Source organism: Streptomyces sp. NPDC056224, from assembly GCF_042267665.1.
Classification (GTDB): Bacteria; Actinomycetota; Actinomycetes; order Streptomycetales; family Streptomycetaceae; genus Streptomyces.
Genome location: NZ_JBHJTK010000001.1, coordinates 687,590 through 711,208 on the forward strand (window position 1 = coordinate 687,590; position 23,619 = coordinate 711,208).

At 72.5% G+C, this 23,619-nt stretch carries 26 protein-coding genes; 12 read left to right on the top strand and 14 right to left on the bottom strand.

What is annotated here, in order from left to right:
* Positions 1-65: 65 nt before the first annotated feature.
* The 3 genes from ACFCZ1_RS03140 to ACFCZ1_RS03150 are packed head-to-tail and all read right to left on the bottom strand — an operon-like array spanning position 66 to position 2,091.
* Positions 66-743: a methyltransferase domain-containing protein gene (locus ACFCZ1_RS03140; RefSeq protein ID WP_376676779.1), complete on the bottom strand. Its 678-nt coding sequence runs from the start codon at positions 741-743 to the stop codon at positions 66-68.
* On the bottom strand, positions 740-1,411 hold the full coding sequence (locus ACFCZ1_RS03145) for a DUF2064 domain-containing protein (RefSeq protein ID WP_376676577.1): 672 nt from the start codon (positions 1,409-1,411) through the stop codon (positions 740-742). The genes ACFCZ1_RS03140 and ACFCZ1_RS03145 overlap by 4 nt, the downstream gene beginning before the upstream one ends.
* On the bottom strand, positions 1,408-2,091 hold the full coding sequence (locus tag ACFCZ1_RS03150; RefSeq protein WP_376676578.1) for a glycosyltransferase family 2 protein: 684 nt from the start codon (positions 2,089-2,091) through the stop codon (positions 1,408-1,410). Before ACFCZ1_RS03150 ends, ACFCZ1_RS03145 begins: the two co-directional genes overlap by 4 nt.
* Positions 2,092-2,215: 124 nt before the next feature.
* Here ACFCZ1_RS03150 and ACFCZ1_RS03155 point away from each other — a divergent pair, with 124 nt between their 5' ends.
* A complete protein-coding gene (locus tag ACFCZ1_RS03155) occupies positions 2,216-2,941 on the top strand; it encodes a response regulator transcription factor (protein WP_376676579.1) in 726 nt (241 codons plus the stop codon).
* Positions 2,938-4,053, top strand: coding sequence for a sensor histidine kinase (locus ACFCZ1_RS03160; RefSeq protein ID WP_376676580.1), 1,116 nt, complete (start codon positions 2,938-2,940; stop codon positions 4,051-4,053). The genes ACFCZ1_RS03155 and ACFCZ1_RS03160 overlap by 4 nt, the downstream gene beginning before the upstream one ends.
* Before the next feature lie 139 nt (positions 4,054-4,192).
* Here the strand turns inward: ACFCZ1_RS03160 and ACFCZ1_RS03165 are convergent, their stop codons facing one another.
* From ACFCZ1_RS03165 to ACFCZ1_RS03180, 4 genes are all read right to left on the bottom strand, one after another.
* Entirely contained in the window at positions 4,193-5,257 is a 1,065-nt protein-coding gene (locus ACFCZ1_RS03165) for an NAD-dependent epimerase/dehydratase family protein (protein ID WP_376676581.1), read from the bottom strand.
* An 84-nt stretch (positions 5,258-5,341) separates the two neighbouring features.
* A complete protein-coding gene (locus ACFCZ1_RS03170; protein WP_376676582.1) occupies positions 5,342-5,671 on the bottom strand; it encodes a TfoX/Sxy family protein in 330 nt (109 codons plus the stop codon).
* 65 nt (positions 5,672-5,736) lie between these two features.
* The gene (locus tag ACFCZ1_RS03175) at positions 5,737-6,294 is read right to left on the bottom strand and encodes a DM13 domain-containing protein (protein ID WP_376676780.1); all 558 of its coding nucleotides are present in this window, start codon (positions 6,292-6,294) and stop codon (positions 5,737-5,739) included.
* 138 nt (positions 6,295-6,432) lie between these two features.
* Positions 6,433-6,864: a VOC family protein gene (locus tag ACFCZ1_RS03180; RefSeq protein WP_376676583.1), complete on the bottom strand. Its 432-nt coding sequence runs from the start codon at positions 6,862-6,864 to the stop codon at positions 6,433-6,435.
* 308 nt (positions 6,865-7,172) lie between these two features.
* Between ACFCZ1_RS03180 and ACFCZ1_RS03185 the strand changes: the two genes are divergently transcribed.
* Positions 7,173-8,408: a serine hydrolase domain-containing protein gene (locus ACFCZ1_RS03185; RefSeq protein ID WP_376676781.1), complete on the top strand. Its 1,236-nt coding sequence runs from the start codon at positions 7,173-7,175 to the stop codon at positions 8,406-8,408.
* A 92-nt stretch (positions 8,409-8,500) separates the two neighbouring features.
* On the opposite strand, the gene ACFCZ1_RS03190 is transcribed toward ACFCZ1_RS03185, so the two are convergent.
* On the bottom strand, positions 8,501-8,824 hold the full coding sequence (locus ACFCZ1_RS03190) for a putative quinol monooxygenase (protein ID WP_376676584.1): 324 nt from the start codon (positions 8,822-8,824) through the stop codon (positions 8,501-8,503).
* A gap of 75 nt (positions 8,825-8,899) precedes the next feature.
* On the opposite strand from ACFCZ1_RS03190, the gene ACFCZ1_RS03195 reads away from it, so the two are divergent.
* Positions 8,900-10,267 carry a pyridoxal phosphate-dependent decarboxylase family protein gene (locus tag ACFCZ1_RS03195; RefSeq protein WP_376676585.1) on the top strand — a complete coding sequence of 456 codons (1,368 nt, stop codon included), beginning with the start codon at positions 8,900-8,902 and terminating at the stop codon, positions 10,265-10,267.
* A gap of 119 nt (positions 10,268-10,386) precedes the next feature.
* On the opposite strand, the gene ACFCZ1_RS03200 is transcribed toward ACFCZ1_RS03195, so the two are convergent.
* Together ACFCZ1_RS03200 and ACFCZ1_RS03205 are read right to left on the bottom strand one after the other, a co-directional pair.
* A complete protein-coding gene (locus ACFCZ1_RS03200; protein ID WP_376676782.1) occupies positions 10,387-11,235 on the bottom strand; it encodes an aldo/keto reductase in 849 nt (282 codons plus the stop codon).
* 28 nt (positions 11,236-11,263) lie between these two features.
* Positions 11,264-12,256, bottom strand: a complete 993-nt coding sequence (locus ACFCZ1_RS03205) for a LysR family transcriptional regulator (protein ID WP_376676586.1) — start codon at positions 12,254-12,256, stop codon at positions 11,264-11,266.
* A 72-nt stretch (positions 12,257-12,328) separates the two neighbouring features.
* Between ACFCZ1_RS03205 and ACFCZ1_RS03210 the strand changes: the two genes are divergently transcribed.
* The gene (locus tag ACFCZ1_RS03210; protein ID WP_376676587.1) at positions 12,329-12,982 is read left to right on the top strand and encodes a maleylpyruvate isomerase family mycothiol-dependent enzyme; all 654 of its coding nucleotides are present in this window, start codon (positions 12,329-12,331) and stop codon (positions 12,980-12,982) included.
* 87 nt (positions 12,983-13,069) lie between these two features.
* On the opposite strand, the gene ACFCZ1_RS03215 is transcribed toward ACFCZ1_RS03210, so the two are convergent.
* Positions 13,070-15,622, bottom strand: a complete 2,553-nt coding sequence (locus ACFCZ1_RS03215; protein ID WP_376676588.1) for a discoidin domain-containing protein — start codon at positions 15,620-15,622, stop codon at positions 13,070-13,072.
* A 150-nt stretch (positions 15,623-15,772) separates the two neighbouring features.
* Between ACFCZ1_RS03215 and ACFCZ1_RS03220 the strand changes: the two genes are divergently transcribed.
* The 3 genes from ACFCZ1_RS03220 to ACFCZ1_RS03230 all read left to right on the top strand — a co-directional run bounded on the left by ACFCZ1_RS03220 (position 15,773) and on the right by ACFCZ1_RS03230 (position 17,313).
* On the top strand, positions 15,773-16,306 hold the full coding sequence (locus ACFCZ1_RS03220) for an NUDIX domain-containing protein (RefSeq protein WP_376676589.1): 534 nt from the start codon (positions 15,773-15,775) through the stop codon (positions 16,304-16,306).
* A 188-nt stretch (positions 16,307-16,494) separates the two neighbouring features.
* Positions 16,495-17,163 carry a hypothetical protein gene (locus ACFCZ1_RS03225; protein ID WP_376676590.1) on the top strand — a complete coding sequence of 223 codons (669 nt, stop codon included), beginning with the start codon at positions 16,495-16,497 and terminating at the stop codon, positions 17,161-17,163.
* Between the two features lie 12 nt (positions 17,164-17,175).
* On the top strand, positions 17,176-17,313 hold the full coding sequence (locus ACFCZ1_RS03230) for a hypothetical protein (RefSeq protein ID WP_376676591.1): 138 nt from the start codon (positions 17,176-17,178) through the stop codon (positions 17,311-17,313).
* 103 nt (positions 17,314-17,416) lie between these two features.
* Here the strand turns inward: ACFCZ1_RS03230 and ACFCZ1_RS03235 are convergent, their stop codons facing one another.
* The 3 genes from ACFCZ1_RS03235 to ACFCZ1_RS03245 all read right to left on the bottom strand — a co-directional run bounded on the left by ACFCZ1_RS03235 (position 17,417) and on the right by ACFCZ1_RS03245 (position 20,933).
* The gene (locus ACFCZ1_RS03235; protein WP_376676592.1) at positions 17,417-19,381 is read right to left on the bottom strand and encodes a HelD family protein; all 1,965 of its coding nucleotides are present in this window, start codon (positions 19,379-19,381) and stop codon (positions 17,417-17,419) included.
* Between the two features lie 546 nt (positions 19,382-19,927).
* On the bottom strand, positions 19,928-20,458 hold the full coding sequence (locus tag ACFCZ1_RS03240) for a GNAT family N-acetyltransferase (protein WP_376676593.1): 531 nt from the start codon (positions 20,456-20,458) through the stop codon (positions 19,928-19,930).
* 82 nt (positions 20,459-20,540) lie between these two features.
* Entirely contained in the window at positions 20,541-20,933 is a 393-nt protein-coding gene (locus ACFCZ1_RS03245; protein WP_376676594.1) for a hypothetical protein, read from the bottom strand.
* 588 nt (positions 20,934-21,521) lie between these two features.
* Between ACFCZ1_RS03245 and ACFCZ1_RS03250 the strand changes: the two genes are divergently transcribed.
* The 4 genes from ACFCZ1_RS03250 (at position 21,522) to ACFCZ1_RS03265 (ending at position 23,507) form a co-directional block, all read left to right on the top strand.
* Positions 21,522-21,890 (top strand): hypothetical protein, encoded by a 369-nt coding sequence (locus tag ACFCZ1_RS03250; RefSeq protein ID WP_376676595.1) that lies wholly within the window; start codon positions 21,522-21,524, stop codon positions 21,888-21,890.
* Between the two features lie 104 nt (positions 21,891-21,994).
* A complete protein-coding gene (locus ACFCZ1_RS03255) occupies positions 21,995-22,405 on the top strand; it encodes a VOC family protein (RefSeq protein ID WP_376676596.1) in 411 nt (136 codons plus the stop codon).
* A 125-nt stretch (positions 22,406-22,530) separates the two neighbouring features.
* Positions 22,531-22,995, top strand: a complete 465-nt coding sequence (locus ACFCZ1_RS03260; RefSeq protein WP_376676597.1) for a helix-turn-helix transcriptional regulator — start codon at positions 22,531-22,533, stop codon at positions 22,993-22,995.
* A gap of 35 nt (positions 22,996-23,030) precedes the next feature.
* On the top strand, positions 23,031-23,507 hold the full coding sequence (locus ACFCZ1_RS03265; RefSeq protein ID WP_376676598.1) for an iron chaperone: 477 nt from the start codon (positions 23,031-23,033) through the stop codon (positions 23,505-23,507).
* Positions 23,508-23,619 lie beyond the last annotated feature (112 nt).

Genomic DNA, 23,619 nt, shown 5'->3' on the forward strand with positions numbered 1-23,619 from the left:
CTGCTTCCTGCCGGCGGCCGCGGCACCGCCCTCCGGCCGGGCGTGCGGCCGGGCCCCGACTCCGGTCAGATCTGCACGCCGCCGAAGGGGAGAGGGGGAGACGCGCGGACCAGTTCCACGAAGGGCCGGCCCGCCGCGTTCCACCGGTGGGCCGGCCGCCAGCCCGTCCGCTCGGCGTGCGCGCACAGGGCGTCGGCCCCGACCCGGGCCCACTGGAACGGGGAACCCAGTCCGCCGCGGCCGTCGTCGACGCGCACCTCGCACCGCTCGTCCACATCGGCGACGGCGCATTCGGCGATGATCTTCCCGCCGGGGCTCGTCACCTCTTCCATCCGGCGCAGCAGGGCGACGGGATCACCGCCGATGCCGATGTTCCCGTCGATCAGCAGCACGGTGCCCCAGCGGCCTTCCCCGGGCAGGGGGTGGAAGACCGAGCGGCACAGCGCCGGCCCGCCCGTCCGTTCGGTGCGGGCCACCGCCTCGGGGCTGAGGTCGATGCCGAGCGCCCGGCGTCCACGGGCCGCGAGGGCCGCCACCAGCCGGCCCGGGCCGCAGCCGACATCGAGTACGGCGCCCCGGCAGCGCCGCAGCACGGACCAGTCGGCCCCGTCCGGCGCCTCGCACCAGCGCTCCACCTCCAGGGGAAGCAGCCAGCCGTCCCCGCGCCGCAGGAACAGCGGCCCCCGGCCGGACCGGAGCGCGTCGTTGTAGGGGTCCGCACGCCACGCGGTCGGCGCGGTCACGAACACGCCCCGGTGGTGGGCACCAGCTCGGCGTGCAGCATCGCGAACCGTCCGGCCGGCGCCTCGGCGGCCACCCGCAGCGCGTCCTCGGCGGTGTCCACGTCACACAGCTCCGGCAAGCGGCCGATCCGCAGCCCGGCCGCGCGCAGCCGCTCGTACTGCGCGGCACCCGTGCACGGCTGGGACATCGGTACCCCGCGCAGCAGGGCCGGATCGGGCTCGGCCAGACCGAGTGCCCAGAAGCCGCCGTCGGTCGCGGGGCCGAACCAGGCGTCGTACACGTCCCAGGCGAGCGCGGGCGCGAGGACGGCGGGGGACACCTGGGGCGTGTCCATGCCGAGGAGCAGCGCCGGGCCCGTACAGGCGGCGAAGGCTGCGGCGAGCCGCTCGTCCAGGCCGCCCCCGCACTGCGGCAGTACCTCGAAGCCCGGCGGCAGCCACGGGCCGGGCCGCCCGTCCAGTACGAGGACGCGCCGCGCGGCGGGTACCGCGGCCACGGCGGACAGGGTGTCGGCCAGGGCGGCCGCGGCCAGCGCTGCCGCCTGCCGCGGTGTGAAGGGCGGGGTCAGCCGGGTCTTCACCCGGCCCGGAGCGGGCTCCTTGGCGATGACGAGCAAAGTGGTCGCGGTCGCGGTCGTGCTCGTGCACGAGGCCGTGGACGGGGTCATCGGACACCGTCCGCGGCCGGCTTCCGGGGGGCCTGCGCCAGTACGCGCCGCATGTCGTGCACGGCCTGCCAGGTGCCCCGCCAGGTGCCGGTCACCTTGGACTTCCCGGACCGGGGGAGGTACGGGACGTCCACCTCGCGCACCCGCCAGCCCGCGTCGGCGGCCCGGACGACCATCTGGAGCGGATATCCGCTGCGCCGGTCGGTCAGGTCGAGTCCGAGCAGGGCCGTGCGGCGGGCGGCCCGCATCGGTCCGAGGTCGCGCAGGCGCAGTCCGGTGCGCCTGCGCAGCATGTGGGACAGGGCGAGGTTCGCGGCCCGGGCGTGCACGGGCCAGGCCCCCGGTCCCTGGGGGCGGCGCCGGCCGAGTACCAGGTCCGCCTCGCCGTCCGACACCGCCCGGACGAAACCGGTGAGGAGGCCGGGGTCGAGCGAGGCGTCGCAGTCGCAGAAGCAGACCACGTCGGCCTCGGCGGCCAGCAGCCCGGCGTGGCAGGCGGCGCCGAAACCGCGGCGGGCCTCCTCGACCACGGTCGCGCCGAGCTCGCGGGCGAGGGCGGCGGAGCCGTCGGTGGATCCGTTGTCCACGACGATCGGCCGCCAGCCGGACGGGATGCGGGCGAGGACCCAGGGCAGGGCCGCGGCCTCGTTCAGGCAGGGGAGTACGACATCTACGGTCACGCGTCTCACCGTAGGAACCCGCTTGGCGCAAAAGGGCCTTCGAGTCCTTACGAAACGCGGACATCACCCTCGGTCGCCCATCCGCCCCCGCTGCCACCACCGGTCTGATGAGACCCTGGACCGCATGAGCAACACCGAACCGTGCCACGTCCTGGTGGTCGAAGACGACCCGACGGTCGCGGAAGTCGTCTCCAGCTACCTCGCTCGGGCCGGCTACACCGTCGAGCACGCCCCCGACGGCCCCGACGGCCTGCGCCGCGCCGCCGCCCGGTGGCCGGACCTGGTGCTCCTCGACCTGATGCTGCCCGGTCTCGACGGCTTGGAGGTGTGCCGGCGGCTGCGGGCGACCGCCCCCGTCCCCGTGATCATGCTGACGGCACTCGGTGACGAGGACGACCGGATCGCGGGCCTGGAACTCGGGGCCGACGACTACGTCACCAAACCCTTCAGCCCGCGGGAACTCGTCCTGCGGGTCGAATCCGTCCTGCGCCGCAGCACCGGGAACCGACGGCGGGGCCCCGCCCCGTCCCGGCCGGTCCTGCGGGCGGGCGATGTGGTGCTCGACCCCGCGACCCGGCGCGCGGCCAAGCAGGGGCGTGAACTGGCTCTGACTCTCAGGGAGTTCGACCTCCTCGCCCACTTCCTGTCGCACCCCGGCCGGGCGCACGGCCGCGATGAGCTGATGCGCGAGGTGTGGGGCTGGGACTTCGGAGACCTGTCGACGGTCACCGTCCACGTGCGCCGGCTCCGGGCCAAGATCGAGGACGACCCCGCCCAGCCCCGGCTGATCCAGACCGTATGGGGCGTCGGATACCGCTTCGAGACAGGGGAAACGGAGGCCGTGTCATGACGGACGTCCTGCTCATCGCCCTCTTCGCGCTCGGCGGCGCGGGCGGCGCGGGGCTCGTCGGTGCGCTCGCCCTGCGTCTGGTCCGCCACCGTTCGGTCGCGGTGTCCCTTTTCGTGGTGGCCGCGGTCACGGTCACCACGATGCTGGCCGGCACGCTGGCCGTCGCCCAGGCGATGTTCCTCTCCCGGCACGACCTGTGGGTGGTCACCGTGGTCGTGGCCGTGGCTGCCGTCGTCGCACTGGCCACCGCCATCGTGCTCGGCCGCTGGGTCGTCGCCCGGAGCCGCGAACTGACCGCCGCGGCACGCGACTTCGGCGACGGGGGCCGGTTCGCGGCGCCCCGGACCGGGGCCACGGCCGAACTGGCCGCGCTCTCCCGCGAACTGGCCGCGACCAGCGCCAAGCTCGACGCGTCCCGGAAGCGGGAGCAGGCCCTGGAGGCCTCGCGGCGCGAGCTCGTCGCCTGGATCTCGCACGACCTCCGGACCCCGCTGGCCGGACTGCGGGCGATGGCCGAAGCCCTGGAGGACGGCATGGCCGCCGACCCCGCCCGCTACCACCGGCAGATCCGTACGGAGGTCGACCGGCTCAACTCCATGGTCACCGACCTCTTCGAGCTCTCCCGCATCCACGCCGGAGCGCTCAGCCTCAACCCCAGCCGGATCTCGCTCTACGACCTCGTGGACGAAGCCCTCTCCGGAGCCGATCCGCTGGCCCGGGAACACGGTGTGCGGCTGGTGGGGGAGCGCGTGGCCGCCGTACCGGTCCACGTCGACGGCAAGGAGATGACCCGGGTCCTCGCCAACCTCCTGGTCAACGCCATCCGCCATACGCCGGCCGACGGCACCGTCGCCGTCGCGGCGGAGGACCGGGCGGACGGGGTCGTGCTGTCCGTGACCGACGGCTGCGGAGGCATCCCGGATGAGGATCTCGCGCGGGTCTTCGACACCGGCTGGCGCGGCAGCGAGGCCCGTACACCGCCCGCCGGGGCGGGACTGGGCCTGGCGATCGTCCGCGGCATCGTCGAGGCGCACGCCGGCCGGACCGACGTACGCAACGTCCCGGGCGGCTGCCGCTTCGAGGTCACCCTCCCGGTGGCAGCACCCGCCTGATCGGACCGGGCCGACCGGCTCTGCCCGACCGGCTCTGCCCGACCGGCTCTGCCTGACCGGATCGGGCCGACCGGCTCCGGCCGACCCGCTCCGACTGCCGCCGGGGCCGGTCACGCGGATCTCCACCGGGGCGAGTGGGTCAGCGGACGACACCCGCCGAGGCGCGCTGCCCGGCCAGGGCGAACTCGGTCATCCCCTCCGCGAAGCCGACCACCGGGCACCAGCCCAGCTCACGGCGCAGCCGGGCGGAGTCGGCCGTGATGTGCCGGACGTCGCCGAGGCGGAACTCGCCCGTCACGACCGGAGCGGGTCCTCCGTGCGCCGCGGCCAGCGCGGCCGCCATCTCCCCGACCGTGCGCGGGTCCCCGCTGCCCGTGTTGTACGCGGTCAGGGCGCCCGCGGGCCGCGCACCGACGGCCTCCAGGGCCACCACGTTCGCCGCGGCCACGTCCCCGACGTGCACGAAGTCCCGCCTCTGCGCACCGTCCTCGAAGACCTGAGGAGCCTCGCCCCGGGCCAGTGAGGAGCGGAAGAACGACGCGACACCGGCGTACGGGGTGTCGCGCGGCATGCCCGGCCCGTACACGTTGTGGTACCGCAGGGCCACCGCCCGGCCGTCCACGCACCGGGCCCAGGCCGCGGCCAGGTGTTCCTGTGCGAGCTTCGTGGTGGCGTACACGTTGCGCGGATCCGTCGGCGCGTCCTCACCGACCAGTCCCGGTGCCAGCTCGGCTCCGCAGCCGGGACAGCGCGGTTCGAACCGGCCGGCCCTCAGGTCCGCCGCCCGCCTGGGTCCGGGCCGCACCACGCCGTGGCGCGGGCACTCGTACCGCCCCTCCCCGTACACGACCATCGAACCGGCCAGGACGAGCTCGCGCACTCCGGCCGAGGCCATCTCCGCCAGCAGCACCGCGGTCCCGAGGTCGTTGGCGCCGACGTAGTCCGGGGCGTCCGCGAAGTCCTTACCGAGCCCGACCATGGCCGCCTGGTGGCACACGGCGTCCACTCCGCGCAGCGCCGCCCGCACGGCGTCCGCGTCCCGTACGTCCGCCCGGACGAACTCGGCGTCCGGCAGGGGCGGTGTGCCGGGATGGGCGGCGGGCAGCAGGGCGTCGAGGACGAGGGGGTCGTGCCCCCGGCTCTTCAGGGCGGTGACGATGTGGGAGCCGATGAACCCGGCTCCGCCTGTGACGAGTACGCGCATGCCGCGGACGTTACGCAGTGCGCGTCGCCCACGGAGGCTGCCACGCATGCCCGTAAGACTTCCGTCATACGCCTGCGGCGGAGGTCACTTGGGCGGCAGCGTGCGGGCGAAGTCCGTCGCCGCCGTGATCCAGTGGCGCAGGATCCCGTCCCCGGCCAGAGCCGGTCCGCCGACCGTCACCCAGCCCCGCATCGGACGGCCGGTGAAAACCATGGGACGGGCCTCCGGCCGGGCGAGGGCCTCTGCGGTACGGTCCGGACCCACGCGGGCGATGAGCTCGTCACCGACCACGCCCACGGTCATGTTTCCGTACAGCAGGAAGGCGAGGCCGCCGAACATCCGCTTCTCGGTGAGGCCCGGCCGCTCGCCCAGCTGTTCCCGGATCCGCTGGGCGAGTCCCTCGTCGTACGTCATGGACCCACTCTTCTACGCCGCGCGGTCGCACGCGCGACGGAGGCCCGCACCGGTGTGGGACGGCTTCAGGCCGGGGTGAGGGCCGCCGCGCCGAAGGAAACGTCGAAGCGGTCGCACCAGATGGTGACGCTGCTGTATCCGGACAGGTCCAGGCCGGCCGGGATCTCGTAGTTCTGGTCGCCCTTGTTGCCCTTGAGCTTGCCCAGGCTCACGTACGTGCCGTCGTCGAAGACCCGCCAGCCGGCGGTGCCTTCCTTCACGGGGGCATCGGTCAGCCATACCCGCAGATCGGGACCGTTGCTGGTGTCGAGGTTCTCCAGGCGGAGCGTGCGGGAGCCGTCGGGGAGCCGGATCAGCTTCACGGTCCCGGTGGTGGCGTGCTCGTGGCTGATCAGGGCGCCCTGGGCGATGACCTGCGGGCCGGGAGGTGCCGATGCGGAGGACCGCGGCGTCGCGGTCGCGTCCGCAGGCGCGGCCGCGGTCGGCAAGGTCTCCTTGACCGTCTCGTCCTGCCACAGCTTCCACGGCTGGAACCAGTACAGCCCGGCACTCAGCATCACCACCGCCACGATCAGCGCCCCGGCCCGTACCCGTCCGCGCCGCTCGGTCCGTGTCCCTGTCATCATCACTGCGATGGCCTCTTTCCCGCCGGTCCGTCCGTTCTCCCCGCATTCAATGCGGCGGGGGACCGGGGCGCCATATCCGCCCGCATGACGAAGTCCTTACGGCTCCGGTCCGCGAGGTCCGGAGCGGAGCGGACGTCAGCGTTCCGACAGCTCCGACGGGGCCTCCTGGACCACCCAGCCGTTGCCGTCAGGGTCCTCGAAGAACACGAACGCGTTCCAGGTGCCGCCCTTGCCGTCCTCCCAGCCCGACGCGCCGACGTGGCGGACCGGCGAGACGTCCACGCCCCGGCCGACCAGCTCCGCACGCGCCGCCTCGATGTTCGTGACACAGATCTGCAGGCCCTGCAGCGCTCCCGGCGCCATCGCCTTCGTACCGGGCGCCGGGGGCAGCCCGCGTGCCATCGCGATCGAACAGCGCGAGCCGGGCGGGGTCATCTGGATGACGCGCAGACCGGGGGCGACTTCGGCGTCGATGTCCACCGTGAAGCCGAGCCTGCCCGCATAGAACTCCTTCGCCCGGTCCAAGTCGGTGACAGGGACCAGAACGACTTCGAGCGTCCAGTTCACGGAGAGCCTCCTCAGGAATGGCGGGGGGACCACCGTCGCGTACCGAAGGGGCCGCCGCGCACATCGAAACGCCTTCCGCGGGCTACTGATCGGACGCCCGGCCGGCGGGGCGTCGGCGCGGGCGGCGGTGGCCGCGAGGAGTGGGGGCGGGATGGAGCAGGCAGGCAGGCGGGCAGGCGGGCGGGTGGGGGCCGGATGGAGCAGGCAGGGGGGCGGGGCTGCCGGAACGACCGGATGCTGGTCCTGGAATCCGGCGTCCGGTCAGGTCCGGCCGCCCGGGCCGCTCCTGAGGAGGTATCAACGTGCTCGTGCAGCACCCCGAAAGCTCCGTCGCCGCCCCCGCCGTCGTCGCCGCCCCCGCCCGGCCGCCGGCCCGGGGACGGACCCGGGTCCGGCGGGCGGCCGTCGCCGTCGTGGCCGCGGCCGCACTGGCCGGGGCTCTCGTGCCGGCAGCCGCCGCGAGCGGCGGTCCGGACCGGTCGCCCGGACGGGACCAGGCGCTCCAGCGGGTGCTGGCGGACCTGGTCGGCGCGCCGGGCGGTCCGCCCGGGGCCATCGCGGTCCTGACCCGGGACGGCGAGCGGCAGGTGTACACGGCGGGGACCGCCGAGGTGGGCACCCGGCGGGTGCCGCGCCAGGACGACCACATGCGCATCGCGAGCGTGGCGAAGGCGTTCAGCGGGGCGGTCGCGCTGAGCCTGGTCGACCGCCGTGCGATCGGACTCGACGACACGATCGGGCAGCGGCTGCCGCAGCTGCCCTCCGGCTGGCACGGGGTGACGCTCCGTCAGTTGCTGAACCACACCAGCGGGCTGCCCGACTACAGCGCGAGCGAAGCGTTCCTGGAGATCATCCGCGCGGACCCCCGGCACCGCTTCGACTCCCGTCGGCTCCTGGACTTCGTGGCGGACCAGGACCTGCTCTTCCCGCCGGGGAGCAGGTACGCCTACTCCAACTCGGACAACATCGCGGTCGCGCTGATGGCGGAGCAGGCGACCGGGCAGCGGTACGAGCAGCTGCTGCGGGAGCTCGTCCACCAGCCGCTGGGCCTGCGGTCCACCAGCCTGCCGCAGGGCTACCGGCTGCCGGTGCCGTTCCTGCACGGGTACGTGGTCGAGCCGCCGGACCCGCCGCAGGACGTGAGCGAGGCGGTCAGCGCGTCGGGGGCATGGGCGTCGGGCGGCGTCGTCTCCACACCGCGCGACCTGACCGCGTTCATCCGCGGCTACGCCGGTCCCGAGCTGCTGTCGCCGCGGACACGCCGCCAGCAGCAGCGCTTCGTACCGGGCGGCGCGTCGGAACCGGCGGGGCCGGGCGCCAATGCCGCCGGGCTGGGCATCTTCCGGTACACGACCCGTTGCGGAGTGGTACTCGGGCACACCGGCAACACCGCGGGCTACACCCAGTTCGCGGCGGCCACCCCGGACGGGCGGCGCTCGGTGACGGTGTCCGTCAGCAGCCAGGTGACGGGTGACCCGGCGCTGCTGGCCCGTCTGCGGGCGGCCGAGGAGCGCTTCGTCTGCGCGCTGCTGCGCGACCGCTGACCCGCCCGAGACGCGCCGGAGTGCGTCCCGGCGGGCCGGCCAGGAGCGGGCCCGCCGGGAGGCCGACGGCCGCAGTCGGCCGACGGCCGAGGTCAGTCGATCTGCAGTTCGCCCATCCGGCTCCAGCCGGTGGCGCCCTCGATGGTGGTGCTGACGATCTCGGGCGTACGGGTGACCAGGGGGCGCATGGTCTCCAGGGCGGTGCGGAAGTGCTCAGAGGTGACGTGCGCCTCCGCCGCGCCGTCCTGGAACGCCTCGACCAGGACGTAGGTGTCGGGCTCCTCCAGGCTGCGGGACCACTCGAACCACAGATTGCCGGGCTCGGCTCGGGTGGCGCGGGTGAACGCCGCGACCTTGTCGGGCCACTGCTCCACGTAGGCGGGCTTGACGGCGAATTTCACCACGATGAAGATCATTCGAGCAGTGTAGGGGCCGGAGCCGCGTGCGCGTGCGGCTTGCGGGGCGGCGGTGACCGTCCCATAGTCCAAGGTATGGACGCGCGCGAGATGGCGCTCCGACAGGCGTACGGCCATGCCGTCCGCTGGCTGGCGAGCCTGTCCGACCGCCGGGTACCCGCCCGCGCTTCGGTCGAAGAGATCGTGCGCGAACTCGGTGCCGATCTGCCCGACGGTCCCAGCCCGCCCCCCGACGTCGTCGACCTGCTGGCCACGGCCTGCGAACCGGGGCTCACCGCGTTTCCCGGCGGCCGCTTCTACGGGTTCGTGGTCGGTGGCACCGAGCCCGCCGCGCTGGCCACGGACTGGCTGGTCAGCGCCTGGGACCAGAATTGCGTGATGCGCGCCGCCTCGCCCGCGTACGCGGCCGCGGAAGAGGTCGCCGGCGCGTGGCTGCTCGATCTGCTCGACCTGCCGGACGACAGCGCCGTGGGCTTCACCACGGGCGCCACGATGGCGAACTTCACCTGCCTCGCCACCGCGCGCGACGCGGTGCTGCGGCGGGCCGGCTGGAACATCGCGCGCGACGGACTCACGGGCGGGCCGCGCGTACGCGTCATCGCCGGCGAGGACCGCCACATGGCCATTGACCTGGCGCTGCGCTACCTGGGGCTCGGTGAACCCGAACTGGTGAAGGCGGACGGTCAAGGACGCATCGAGCCCGGGGCCCTGCGGCACGCCCTGACAGCGGGCGGGCAGAGCCCCACGATCGTGGTCCTCCAGGCCGGAGACATCCATTCCGGGGCCTTCGACCCCTTCACCGAGGCGATCCGCGCGGCCCGCGACGCGGACGCATGGGTGCACGTCGACGGCGCCTTCGGCCTCTGGGCGGCCGCCTCTCCCGGGTACGCCCACCTGACGGAGGGCTGCCGGCACGCCGACTCCTGGGCGACGGATGCCCACAAGACCCTGAACGTCCCCTACGACTGCGGCCTCGCCATCGTGCGCGATCCGTCCGCGCTCCGGGCAGCGATGGGCCTGCACGGCGACTACCTCATCCAGCACGAACACGGCGACCCGGTCGACAAGGTCCCCGAACTCTCCCGGCGCGGCAGGGCCTTCACCGTGTGGGCCGCGCTCAGGTCCCTCGGCCGATCAGGGGTGGCCGACCTCGTCGACCGTCTGTGCCGGCACGCCTCCGCGTTCGCCACGGGCATCGCCGGCATCGGGGGCGCGACGGTCCTCAACGACGTGGTGTTCACCCAGGTCTGCGCCGATTTCGGCAACGACGAACGCACGGAACGGGTGATCGCCCGGCTGCTCGACGACGGCACGGCGTGGATCAGCGGATCCACCTGGCACGGTCGGCGCGTCATGCGCATTTCGGTGAGCAACTGGTCGACGACCGAGGACGACGTGAGGCGCGCACTCGACGCGATCAGGCGCGCGTCGATCGGCGCCTGAGCGCACGGAACGCCGGCCGGGCCCCTGAGAGGCGGAAGCCGAGGCCGAGAGCGAGACCGAGGCCGAGAGCGAAGTCGAGGCCGAAGCCGGAACCGAGGCTGAGGCCCGAGCCGAGGCCGTCAGTCGTGGATGCGGGCATTGCCGAGCTGGCTGACGGCGGCCGGGTCCCAGTGGTCGAAGAACAGGGAGCGCCCGGTGTCCAGGGCGGCGATGCGGGCCATCTGGTCGTCGGTGAGTTCGAAGTCGAACACGTCGATGTTCTCCTCCATGCGTTCGGCGCGGGCCGACTTGGGGATGACGACGACCTGCCGCTGGACGAGCCAGCGGAGCACGACCTGTGCCACGGACTTGCCGTGCTGTGCGCCGATCCCACCGAGCACGGGGTGGGAGAAGAGGTCGTTCTTGCCCTCGGCGAACGGCCCCCAGGATTCGATCTGGACCCCGCGCTCGCGCATCAGGTCCTGGTCGGTGGTGCGCTGGAAGAACGGGTGGGTCTCGATCTGGTTGACCGCGGGCGTGACCTCGTTGTGGTCGATGAGGTCGACGAGCCGGTCGGGGTAGAAATTGGAGACGCCGATCGCCCTGGCACGGCCCTCGCGGTTCAGGCTCTGCATGGCGCGCCAGGAGCCGTAGACGTCGCCGTAGGGCTGGTGGATCAGGTACAGGTCGAGGTAGTCGAGACCGAGCTTGCGCAGCGACGTCTCGAAGGCACGGTGGGTGTTCTCCTCGCCGGTGTCCTGGACCCACACCTTGGTGGTGATGAACAGCTCCTCACGGGGGACGCCGCTGTTCTTGACGGCGCGGCCGACGGCCTCCTCGATTCCGTACGCGGCGGCGGTGTCGAGCAGCCGGTAGCCGGCGGACAGGGCGTGGGTGACGGCCTGCTCGGTCTGACCCGGCGGGATCTGGTAGACGCCGAATCCGAGGATGGGCATCCGGACACCGTTGTTCAGCGTGACGGTCTGCATGGAGTCTCCTTCGCGGTGGTGCGCGAGATCAGTGGTCCGCATCCCGTCCAGCATGATCCGGGCCCGCGCCCATCCGGCTCTTCGACACATCCCCGCGATGCGCCGAGGCGGTTTCCGCCACGCTGAGAGTCGCGCGCAGCAGGCCCAGGAAGGCCGTGGCCGCCGGGCTCGACGGCCCGTCCGTCCGCCAGGCCAGTGCGACCCGGCCGCGCAGCCGGGGGTGGGTGATCTCCAGCGTGCGCACTCCGAAGGCGGATGCCCCGTCGGCCTCCAGGACCGGGACCACCGCCACGCCGAGACCGCGGGCGGCGAGCTGTGCGAGGAAGAGGGGGGCGGCCGCCTCGAAGGCGATGCGGGGCAGGAAGCCGGCCTGCGCGCACGCGCGGTCGAGTACCCCGCGGATCCCCGTGCCCCGCGGCAGACTGATCAGCGGTCGGTCGCGGAGCTCGGCCAACGGCACGCTCGTGCGGCCCGTCGGGGTGAGGACGGGGTCGTCCTGGGCGACGGCGGCGACCAGGGGTTCGTCGATCACGACCTGGAGCGAGACCCCCGGCGGGGGCTCCTCGTCCGCGAGTCCGACGACCGCGATGTCGAGTTCGCCGCGGTGCAGCGCGGAGAGCATCCGCTCGGACGTGTCCTCGGTCAGGGCGATCTCGACCTGGGGGTGGTCATGGTGGAAGTCGGCCAGGAAGGAAGCCAGGTCGAACGCGTGGGCGGCGGCGCCCGAGACGAAGCCGATGGTGACCTGGCCCCGCAGCAGTCCCGTGAACTCGTCCACGGTCTGCCGTACCGCTTCCACCGCGGCCAGGGCGGCCCGCGCGTACGGCAGTACGGCCACGCCCACTTCCGTCAGGGTCACCGACCGGCCGGAACGGTCCAACAGCGGTTGTCCCAGCTCCTTTTCGAGCTGCCGCACCTGGGCGCTCACCCCCGGCTGCGCCAGGTGCAGGCGGGCAGCGGCACGGGTGAAGTTGGCTTCCTCCGCCACCGTGACGAAATACCGCAGCTGCCGAATGTCCATAACCGATGATGCTAGCTGCGAGACGTGCAAACTATTGGACCCGTCGCAGGGGTTGCCGAGATCCTTGGGGACATGGAGAACACGAGCCACCGGAGACCGGCGGCGGACACCAGAGCGGCGATAGCGGCCGAGCGCCGGGAACTGGCCGCCGTGCTGGACGGATTGCCCCCCGAGGACTGGGAGGCCCCGACCTTGTGCGGGGGATGGCGGGTACGGGAAGTCGCGGCGCACATGACGATGGGTTTCCGGTACTCCCTCTCCACCACGGTGTGGGAACTCCTCAGAGCACGGGGCGATCTCCACCGGATGACCGATCGATGCGCCCGCAAGGACGCGGCCGCTCATTCGACGCGCGAGCTCGCCGCGTTCCTCGGTGACAACGCGGACCACCCGTGGAAGCCGCCGGTCGGCGGAATCGAAGCGGCCCTGGGCCACGACGTGGTCCACGGCCTGGACATCACGGTCGCCCTGGGCCTCGGCCGCCGGGTTCCCGAGGACCGCGTGCGCATCCTCCTGGAGGGCGTCAACGCCAGGACCTTGAAGTTCTTCGGAGCCGACCTCCGGGGAATCGAACTCCGTGCCACCGATCTCGACTGGACCTTCGGTACCGGAATACCGCTGTCCGGCGCCGCACAGGATCTCCTCCTGCTCGCGTACGGCCGAAGGCTGCCGCCGGGGCGCCTGCACGGCGAACCGCGCGACCGCTTCGTGGCCACGCCCGGCTGACGCCGCGCGCAGCGGCTGCGGAGGGTCGGCGCCGACCGCACCGGGGCGGTGTCCGGCCGGTTCACGGACCGGACACCGCGCCTGCGGTCAGGAGACGGTGACGAACTGGGCGATGCTCGGTACCCCCTGGGCGTCGAGGGCGAAGAGCATGTAGTTCCCCGGCAGGACCACTCCGGTGTCAGCCGGCACGGACACGGTGTACGCGCCCGTTCCCGTGGCCGTGGACACGAGGGGGATCCGGCGCTGGTCGTTGTCCGTCGAGTGGGTGGCGGCCGCGGCCCGCATGAGGACGAAGGACGACACCGGGTTCTGGGTGCTCACCGTGAGCGACACGCCGGGGGCGGTTCTGGAGGGCACGCCCCCGGTGATGACGGGACGCGGCTTCGGCGATCCGTCCGCGTTGAGCAGGTACGGCGGTGTGAAGACGGCCCCGTCCGGGTGATTGGTCGCGCAGTCACCGCACAGGCCCCCGCCGCCGGAGAAGATCCGCCCGTCCGGCAACAGGTTGGCCACGCTGTGGTAGTTGCGCGGAACGGCCATGGTGGCGAGCGGGGTGAAGCCGCCGGTCGACGGGTCCCACAACTCGGGGGTCAGGACCGAGGTCGCGTCGCTGAACGGCACCGGAGAGGACTGTCCGCCGAAGACGGCCACCTTGCCGTCGGGCAGGACGACGCTGTTGCTGAAGCCCCGGGCGTGCTCCATGTCGCCCGTACGGGCGGCCTGGACCTGGCCGCCCGAGATGTCGACCGTGTAGGCGCGCCGGGTGGCGGGGGTCTTCTCGTAGGCGGGCGAGCCGCCCAGGGTGAGCAGTTTGCCGATGTCGTAGGCGACGGCGTTGCCGGTCATGGCGTCCCCGCTGTCGGCCCGGGATCCCGCCGGGGTGATGCTGCCCGTGCCGCCGGTCGAGATCCAGTTCATCTGCTTGCTCGGGCCCAGTTGCAGGACCTTGCCGCCCGAAGTGGCGTGGAGCCACATGTGGTTGTCGGCGCGGTAGGGTCCGGCCGGGTCGGCGGTCAGCGCCGGTGTTGCGGGGACGCCCGGGAGCTTGCGCCAGGTGCGGGTGTCCGGCGACCAGACCTCACCGGCCTTGTCGCCCGCGGCCCCGCTCCAGGAGCCGCCCAGGACGAATGCTTCACCGGTGGAGAGGAGCGTCATGGCCTGGTAGCCGCGGGCGATGTTCATGCTCGTGGTGGCGGACCACGCGTCGGTGGCCGGGTCGTAGATGCTGGCCTTCTCCGCGTTGCTGCCGCCGGTGACCAGTACCCGGCCGTCGGCCAGCATCGCGATGCCGGGACAGAACATGTCGTGGCCGGTGTTGTCGATACGCCGCTGGGTCACCTTGCCCGTCTTCAGGTCCAGGATCGCGGTCTGCGTGTAGCCGTTGCTGCCGCCGAAGCGGTCGACCGCGTACGCGGACCATGCCAGCAGTTTGCCGTCCGGCAGGGCGGCGGTGGCCACGGGGACCAGGGGGAAGCCGGTGATCCGGTCCCAGGCCCCGTGGACGGCCGGGCTGGCCGGTCCGCTCAGGCGTATCTCACCGGCCGAGGTCCACGGACCGCGGCCGCCGGCCTCCGTGGTCACGGTCAGACGTACGAAGCGCGCGTTCTCGGCCCGGGTGAAGGTGGCGGTCTTGACGGTGTCGTCGTCCCGCCAGGTGCCGGTGGCGACCGGCGAGCCGAAGACGGTGCCGTCGGTGCTGGTGGTGATGGTGTACGCGCCCGCCCGGCCGTTGGCCCCGCCCACGCGGGAGTGGTAGACGAGAGCGGAGACAGGTGCGGTGCGGTGCATGTCTATGGTGATGCTGTGCGGCAGGGGAGCGGGTGTGCCGCTCCACTTGCTGTGCCAGATGGTGTTGGTGTTGCCGTCGAGTACGTTGGCCGCGCGGCCGTCCTCGCCGCCGGTCTCCTCGTCGCCGGCCGTGGCCGTCCATCCGGTCCGGGACAGGTCGACGGTGGCTTCCGGGGTGCCGGGGTCACCCAGCAGGTTGATCTCGGCGGCGGACGTCCAGGGCCCGCGGCCGCCTGCCTCGGTGAGGGCCGTGAGCCGTACGAACCTGGCCCCCTGCGGGGCGAACCCGAGCGTCTTGGCGGTGCCGTCGTCCGCGAGCGTGCCGGAAGCGACCGGGTTCGCCCAGCTCCGGCCGTCCGCGCTGACACTGATGCTGTACTCACCGACGCGCCCGTTGGCCCCGTCGGCACGGGGGCGGTAGACGAGCGCGGAGACGAGTGTCGTGCGTTGCATGTCAATGGTGATGCTGTGCGGCAGGGGAGCGGGTGTGCCGGTCCACTTGCTGTGCCAGATGGTGTTGGTGTTGCCGTCGAGTACGTTGGCCGCGCGGCCGTCCTCGCCGCCGGTCTCCTCGTCGCCGGCCGTGGCCGTCCATCCGGTCCGGTCGAGAACGGGAGCCGCCGGTTCCATGGCGTTCGCCGGTGCGATGCCGTGATGCGGTGACTGCGTCGTCGGCTGCTGGTCGAAGGGCACGGGTGAGGCGCGGGCATCCGGGGCGCGGCCGGCCGCCGCCGGGCTCGCGACCCCGAGCCAGGGGGTCACACCGATCAGCAGCGATCCTATGCCGAAGGCGATGAGCAGGTGGGAGCGGCGTAACAGGCGGGTTGAGGCGAGGAAGCGCCTGGAGAGCAATCTGACCTCCTGGGGCGTGCTGGGATACCCCGTAGAACATAGGTCAGAGCAGCTGTAAGCCGCCCAAAACCAAGGAGAGTTGGCGCAAAACGACATGGTCGGAGGTGGCGGGGTGACACGGTGGCACCGGCGGTTCTCGCACCGCCTGACATGCTCAACAAGCCGTCGGACGAAGGAAGACCCGTGAACCAGCCCATCGGCGAACGCCGTCCCCCCGCGCTCGCGCCGGCGCTCGAATCGATGACGCTGCTGGTCGCCGCCGTGATCGTGCACGACAGGGCCACCCATCGCGTCGTACTCCTCCAGCGCGGCGAGAACGCCAAGTTCGGCCAAGGGCTGTGGGACCTCCCGGTGGGCAAGAGCGAGCCGGGCGAGCCGGTCATGCGAACCGCGGTGCGCGAGCTCTACGAGGAGACCGGCCTCGTCGTGAAGCCGGAGTCCCTCACGGTCGCCCACGTCATCCACGCTGCGTGGGGAGTCGAAGCCCCCAACGGCTTCCTCACCGTCGTCTTCGCCACCCACGAATGGGAGGGCGAACCGGAGAACCGCGAACCCGGCAAGCATGCACAGGTCCGCTGGACCGACGTCGACGCCGTCCCCGAGGCCTTCGTACCCTCGACGGAGGGCGCCCTGCGCGCATACCTGGAGGGAACGGTTCACGTGTCCCTTCACGGGTGGGGTTAGCGGCCCCGCCGACGAGCCGGCGACCGCGTGCGCACGCACACCGGAGACGGCGAGAGGAGACAGCAGTACCGGAGCCGTCGGCTCACCGCGCTGCACGCGACCGACGTCATGGACGCCTGCCGACAGCTCACGGTAGGCGTTGCGCCCGCGGCGCGGCCGGTGTCAGAGGTGGCTGCAACACTGGCGTGATGACGAGCGATGGCGAGTACGGAGGCCGTGTGGAGCCGCAGGACCTGCTGCTGCGGACGGACTGGAACGCGGTGGAGCACTGCTGCCCGGATGTGGCGCCCGAGACCCCCGTGATCCTTCGGGAGCTGCTGGACGAGGACCCGCGCGTTCAGGGCTCCGCCCTGCGGGACCTGGCCGAAGCCCTCACCCGCGGGAACGTCTTCTACACCGCCACGGCTCCCGCCGCCCGGTACGTCGCCGCGATCCTGGGCGACCCCAGAACCCTGGCGCTGGTCACCGACCGCTCCACGTACGAGGAGCACGACCTCGGTCCGCAGACCCCGTTCCCGCTGCGCGTCGGCCTGCTGACCTGGCTGGGCGACACCGCTGCGGACGCGGTCGGCCAGCAGGGGCGGCCCTTCGGGGACGAGGAGGACCTCGAGGCGTTCCTCGCCCTCGCCCCGGAGCTGTGCGAGGCCGTGCGCCCGTTCCTCGACGCAGGCTCGCCCGAGGTCCGCGAGACCGCCCTCGCCGCGCTCCTGCCCCTGCTCCGTCTGCCCGCGCTGGCCGGCTGGGCCCCCGCCCTGCGCGACCGGGTCCGCGCCGCGGCCCTCGCGGACGGCCCCTACCGCTTGCGGGCCGTCGACACGCTCTTCGCCTGGGGCGAGGACGTCGCACCCTTGCTCTGAGGATCGCGACGGGTGCCTTCTCCCCCTCGCGCCCTCCTTGGCCTCGGCCGTACCGTGCCGGTGCCGGCGTACGACTCGAAGCTCGACGTCGACTTCACCCTGCCGCGCGAAGGGGATCCGAACGCCGTCGGCTTGGACCAGGCCGCGTGATGCCGGGTGCGGCCACGAGCGGTGAAGCGGCGGGCAGCCCCGTGCGCGCGGGTGTCTGTACCGCGCCGGGTGCGCCCGCGGCGACGACGCGGGCGCCGAGTCGTCAGGCGGGCCGGACGGCGATGGTGCAGAGGCGCTTGGTGGCTCGGGTCAGGGCTACGTACAAGTCCCCTTCCCCACCGGGGCGGGCCGTGATGATTTCCTCGGGGTTCATGACGACGACCCCGTCGAATTCCAGGCCGCGTGCTTCGGACGCCGGCACGATGCGTGCGTGGTGAGCGATGCCTCGGGCCGTCAGCTCGCTCACCCTGGTGTCCGCGCAGATCACTCCCAGGAGCTCGCCCCGGTGCGCGGTGCTCTGGGCGCGGAGTTCCTGAACGACGGCGGTGACCAACCCGTCCGGAGGTGTGGTCACGGTGCGCGGGCTCTCACCGCTTCGCAGTGACCGTGTGGGCTTCTGGTCCGGAGCGATCCGCGTGAGCAGGTCCCGGACGCTCTCCAGGATCTCCTGCGTGGTGCGGTAGCTGACGGTCAGGTCGTGCAGTTTGAACCGCGGTCCGACGTGGGGGCTCAGTGCTTCCTTCCAGTCGCGTGCTGTCGCGACCGGGCCTGCCTGGGCGAAGTCACCCACCAGCGTCATCGCCCTTGCCGGGCAGCGGCGGACGATCATCCGCCACTGCATGGCGGTCAGTTCCTGCGCCTCGTCGACGACGACGTGCCCGTACGTCCGCTCGGGGGGGCCGTCGACCAGGCTCGCCGCCTCGTCCAGCAACGGCACATCGGCATCGGTCCACGGGTCGTCCGGACCGCGCAGCAGAAGGGACCGCTCCTGCGAGGTCAGGCGGGGCAGGTGCTCGGCGAGAGCGCCGACGTTCGTCAGGAGTGCCTTCACGAGGTCACCGGGTACCAGCCGCGGCCACAACACCTCGACCGCTCGGTCGACGTCGGCGTCGTCGAGGAGATCGGCTCGGATGGCGTCCAGGTCCAGCTCGTGGACCGGACCCGAGTCGGCCGCACCTTCGGCACGGCGCTGGGCGGCTCCCGTGAACCGGTCGAGGTCCATGCCCGTCATCCTTTCCGCATCGGCGTCGATCTGCTCCAGGAGGTCGCCCATGTCTCGTTGCATCGCGTCGGTGACGGCGTCGACCAAGAGCTCCCTGAACACCTGGCGCGCGGGGTTGTGCCCCGGTGCGGCTGCCACGGCGGCGTCGCGTGCCGCGGCGACTTCCTCGCCGGGCAGGTGAACCAGTTCCCGTCCGACCCGCACGGTGAAGTCACCGGCGGGCGCTTGGTGGACGCGCAGCAGGCCGGCCAAGGCGTCGGCGAGGTCGGAGCTGCCCTTGAGACGCGCCGTATCGAACGGGTCCACCGCGTCCGTGGACACTCCGGCCAGTTCCCGGCAGGTCGCCAGAACGACGTCGTTCTCTCCGAGCGAGGGAAGGACCTGGGAGATGTAGTCGAGGAACCGGGCGTTCGGGCCCACCACCAGGACGCCCTCCTCCGCGGCGCGCGGGAACGCGTACAGGACGTAGGCCGCCCGGTGCAGGGCGACCACCGTCTTGCCGGTGCCGGGCCCGCCCTGCACCACGGTCACCCCGCGGTGGGCGGAGCGGACGATCTCGTCCTGCTCGGCCTGCAGCGTCGCGACGGCCGCGTGCATCCTGCCCGTACGCCGTGCAGACAGAGCCTCGGTCAACGGGCCGTCCCCCACGACGTCCTCGTCGGTCGGGGCGGTCCCGTCCAGCAGCTCGTCGCTCACCGAGGTGACCGTGCGCTCCTCGAGGCGCAGGTGCCGGCGCCGCCGCAGGTCCATCGGGTGGACCGGTGTCGCCTCGTAGAAGGGCCGCGCCGCGTTCGCGCGCCAGTCCACGAGCAGAGGCAGGTCATCCTCCTCCGTATGCAGTCCGATCCGCCCGATGCGCAGGGCCGTGCCGTCCGTCCAGTCGATGCGCCCGAAGACCAGCCCCTTTTCGGCGCCCTCCAGCCGGCCGATTTCCTTGGCCAGACGCTCGGCGGCGATTTCTCTCTCGTATGCCTCACCGGCGCTTTCCGCCGGGGCCTTCAGCACACTCGCTCGGTGTACTCGCGCCTCGGAAAGCCGCTCGGTGAGCAACTCGTATAAGGAGGACACATAATCCCGCTCCGATTCAACCGCACGCACAGCGGGATTATTCATTTCCGACAACAGGGGGCTCCTTCGATTCGAGCCACACCATACGGTCAAAGTTCCCTCAAGGTAAGTCTTGACTTACTTGGTGAGCCATGGCCCTACGGCTGAATCCCTCCATGAATGACGGCTGACCGAATGGCATGTCATGCATTCCGCCGTTCCGCATATCGCCAATTGCGCTCCCGATGCCCGCGTGCCTTATGACGAGCCCGCCCTTGGATGCCGGCGATGTTTTGCCGCGCTCGGGAAAAGGGGGGGAAGATCCGGCGAGGCGACCGGCGCCATCGAGCTCACTGCCAGGGGGCATCTGGCCGCTCCGTCTGGCGACCCGGCCGAGGAGACGAGCACAGAATGGGTTAAGCCCTCGACCGGTCCACCACTGCCCGACCCGTGGCGACGGCCCCACTGGTGCAGACCCTCGCCGCCGCCGGCGAACCCGCGGCGTCAGCCGACCCGCCGGGCCAGCACCTGCCCCGGCCACGCCTCGGACAGGAAACGGTCGGTGGGGGTGAAGCCGTTGCGCTCGTAGAACGCGACCAGTTCGCCCCCGCCGCCCGCCCAGCAGTCGACCCGCAGCAGCTTCACCCCGGCCCGCCGGGTCTCCTCGACGGCATGGGCCAGCAGCGCCGCTCCGATGCCCAGCCCGGCGTACCGCCGCTCGGAGACCAGCAGCCGCACGTACCGCTCGGGTTCCCCGGCCGGCGCGATCGGCATCTGCGGGCTGGGCCCGGAGTCCAGCACCATGGCTCCGACGGGTGCTCCGTCCAACTCGGCGATGTACGGGGCGTTCTCGGTCGTGTACCGCTCGACCCGCGCCACCCCGCCCGGCTTCTGGGAGTACGGTGTCGTGCCCCACTGCTCGGTGTTGCCCCGGCTGTTCATCCAGACCACCGCGGAGTCGAGCATGCCGAGGATGGCCGGTGCGTCGGCCGGGCCGCCCGGCCTGATCCGTATGTGATGTGTGGTGTCGTTCACGGGGGAAGCCTAGGCACTGCCAGGCCTCAGCACCTGTCCGCGACCCGCGACCCGCGACCCGCGGCCATGGGGCAAGCCCGCATCAGGCGGGAGTGAAGGCGTCCTCGTGCGTGTCGTCGAGGATGAACCCGTTGTCGAGACGGACGCGGACCGTTACGCGGAGCCCCTGCTGCTGGTAGGCGATCCACTCTGGCTCCAGGGAGCCGACCTGCTCTTCGAGCTGCCTCCTGCTCTCCGTGGGCATCTCGCTGCCGAAGGCGTCGAGCAGCGACTTGAGACGCTCGTACTCGCTGACCTCTCGGCTCTGATGGTGGTGCTCGACCACGCGCTCGACGGTGCCCTCCGTGCCGGCCGCCAGGGACAGGGACCCGGCGACGGTGCCCGTCGACGTCGAGGAGTCCCCCGTCATCGCAGCCCAGTTGGTGAGCCGGGTGTCCGCCGCCAGCTTCACCCGCTGGCCTTCCTTCAGGGTCATTGGTTCGTCATCTCTCGGTTCGGTCCAGGGTGGTGCCATTATCCGCGGGGCGCCGCCGACAGCGCGGGGTGGCCCGGCGGGTGGCCCTGTGGCCCGTCGCTGTCGCTGTCGCTGTCGCTGTCGCCGTCGCCGACGTTCGGGCGGTGCGGGCCGTTGCCGCTCCCGCTCTCCCCGCCGGCAGGGGCCGCGGCGGCCGGCCGACCTGGGGCCCCACGGGCCGGGCGCGGCGTCGACCGGGTTCGGGCCTCGGCCGCGTCATCCATGACCTCGAGGGGTGTCGATCCGCGGGGGCCTCGCCCGTCGGGAGACGGGCGTACCCGCAGCGGTACTTCCCCGCGGGCACCCGCCGGACCCGTCGCTCCCCCATCCGGGCGGGGCGGTGACCCCGTCCGGCATGGCGCCGGGACCCGCGACGCCGCACGGTGGATGCTGAGAAGTGCGAACGTCAGTACGGCGGCGAGTCCGATGCCGATGACCCCGGCCTGGCCGGCGGAGCCGTTGTCTGCTCCGGTGGCTGCCGGCCTTCGGATTCCTCGCGGGCTGGAGTCGCTCACGGGCCTCTCCTCCGGGGTTGGAGGCTGCCCGTGCGTGGCGATCGCACTGGCCCCCATGCTGCAGCGCTGGGATTGGTTGTTCCCGATGCCGGACACGCGGAGCGGGTGCGACGGGCCGGGCAGGTACGAGGCCATCCGGACGAGGGCCGCGGTGGCGGACCTGGCCGGCCGCGACGCCGCTGCTGTGGCGTACGCGCAGGAGACCCAGAGCCGTAAGGCCGTTGCCGAGTGCCTGGCGGCCACGACGACCCTGTGGCTGCCCGTGTACGGAACCGGGGCAGCCGTGCTGGTGGGTGCGGGTGCGTGGTACCGCGACCGGAGCCGGGCGGGGAAGGGTCCTCGGTCGCAGTCCTCCGCGCCGGGGCCCGTGCCCGCGGCAACGCGACTGACCGGCACGGAGTAGCCGACGCCCGCCGGGGGCCGCCCGGTGAAGGCGCGCGCGAAAGACGGCCGGACCGATCAGGAATCGAGAAGCGCCGGCCCCCGGGCCGAACTAACGTGGCGGCCATGGACATCACCATTCACACGACCGCCCTCCCGCACGACGATCCGGACGCCTCCCTGGTGTTCTACCGCGACATCCTCGGCTTCGAGGTCCGCAGCGACGTCGGCCAGGGCAAGATGCGCTGGATCACGGTCGGTCCCGTCGATCAGCCGGGTACGTCCATCCTCCTGGCACCGCCGGCCGCCGACCCCGGGGTCACGGAGGACGAGCGCCGGACCATCGTCGAGATGATGGCCAAGGGCACCTACGGCTGGATCCTGCTGGCCACCCCGGACCTCGACGGCACCTTCGAGAAGGTCCAGGCCGCCGACGCCGAGGTCGTCCAGGAGCCGACCGACCAGCCGTACGGCGTCCGGGACTGCGCCTTCCGCGATCCCGCGGGCAACCTGATCCGCATCCAAGAGCTTCGCTGAGCCGTCCGGCACCCGCACCCGATCCGCCCCCGATGGCCGGTGGCCGGTGGCCGCCCGGCCGTCGGCCGTCCGGGCATCAGCCCGTACCCGGGTGATCCGCGAGCATCGATGAAAGGAGTCCTCTCATGTGCCATCCCGCGTGGGGGCGCGCGCTCACCGCCGCGCAGCACCTGAACGACCTCGCGCGGCTGCGCCGCGTCCGCGACCGGATCGACCGGGAGTACGCGCAGCCGCTGAACGTCGAGGCACTGGCCCGGGGCGCGAACATGCCGGCCGGGGACCTCGGCCGGCAGTTCCGGCTCGCCTACGGCGCTTCGCCGTACGCCTATCTGACGGCGCGCCGCATCGAGCGCGCGACGGCGCTCCTGCACCGCGGGGACCTCAGCGTCACCGAGGTCCGTCTGACGGTCGGCTGTCCGTCGCCGGGGATCTTCAGCACCCGCTTCACGGAGCGGGTCGGCATCCCGCCCGGCACCTACCGGCTCCGCACGGCGGCCGCCGCGGCGGGGACGCCGCCGTACCCGACGGAAGGGCGGAGCGGACCGGTCAGGAATCGAGAAGCGCCGGCGACCGAGCCGCAACTAGCGTGACGGACATGAACCCGGCGCAAGAGAGGAAACCTGCCATGAAGAGCACGCAGACGTCCGCCGAGAGCACCAGCGCGGCCGACAAGGAGCACGACGGGTTCACGGACGAGGAACGGGGCGCGATGAAGGCGCGCGCGCAGGAGCTGAGGACGGCCGCGCGCCGCGGCCCGCGCGCGGCCAAGGCGGACGCGGAGGGCGAGGTGCTCGCGAAGATCGCCGAAATGCCGGAAGCGGACCGCGTCCTTGCCGAGCGGGTCCACCGCATCGTCAGAGCCACTGCGCCGGACCTCGCGCCGAAGCTCTGGTACGCAATGCCCGCCTATGCCAGGAACGGCAAGGTCGTCTGCTTCTTCCAGAGCGCGCAGAAGTTCAAGACGCGGTACGCCACGCTCGGCTTCAGCGACCTGGCGGATCTCGATGAAGGCGCCATGTGGCCGACGAGCTACGCCCTGACGGGGCTGACGGCCGCGGACGAGGCACGCATCGGCGCGCTCATCGGGAAAGCGGCCGGCTGAGGCCGGTGCGCGGCGCCCGCGGCCCGGCCCGCGGCCCGGCCGGCTGCGATCAACCGACGGGCCACCGGGCGTCCCGGCCCCGCATCCCCTCGCTCGGCCGTCCCCTCGTACG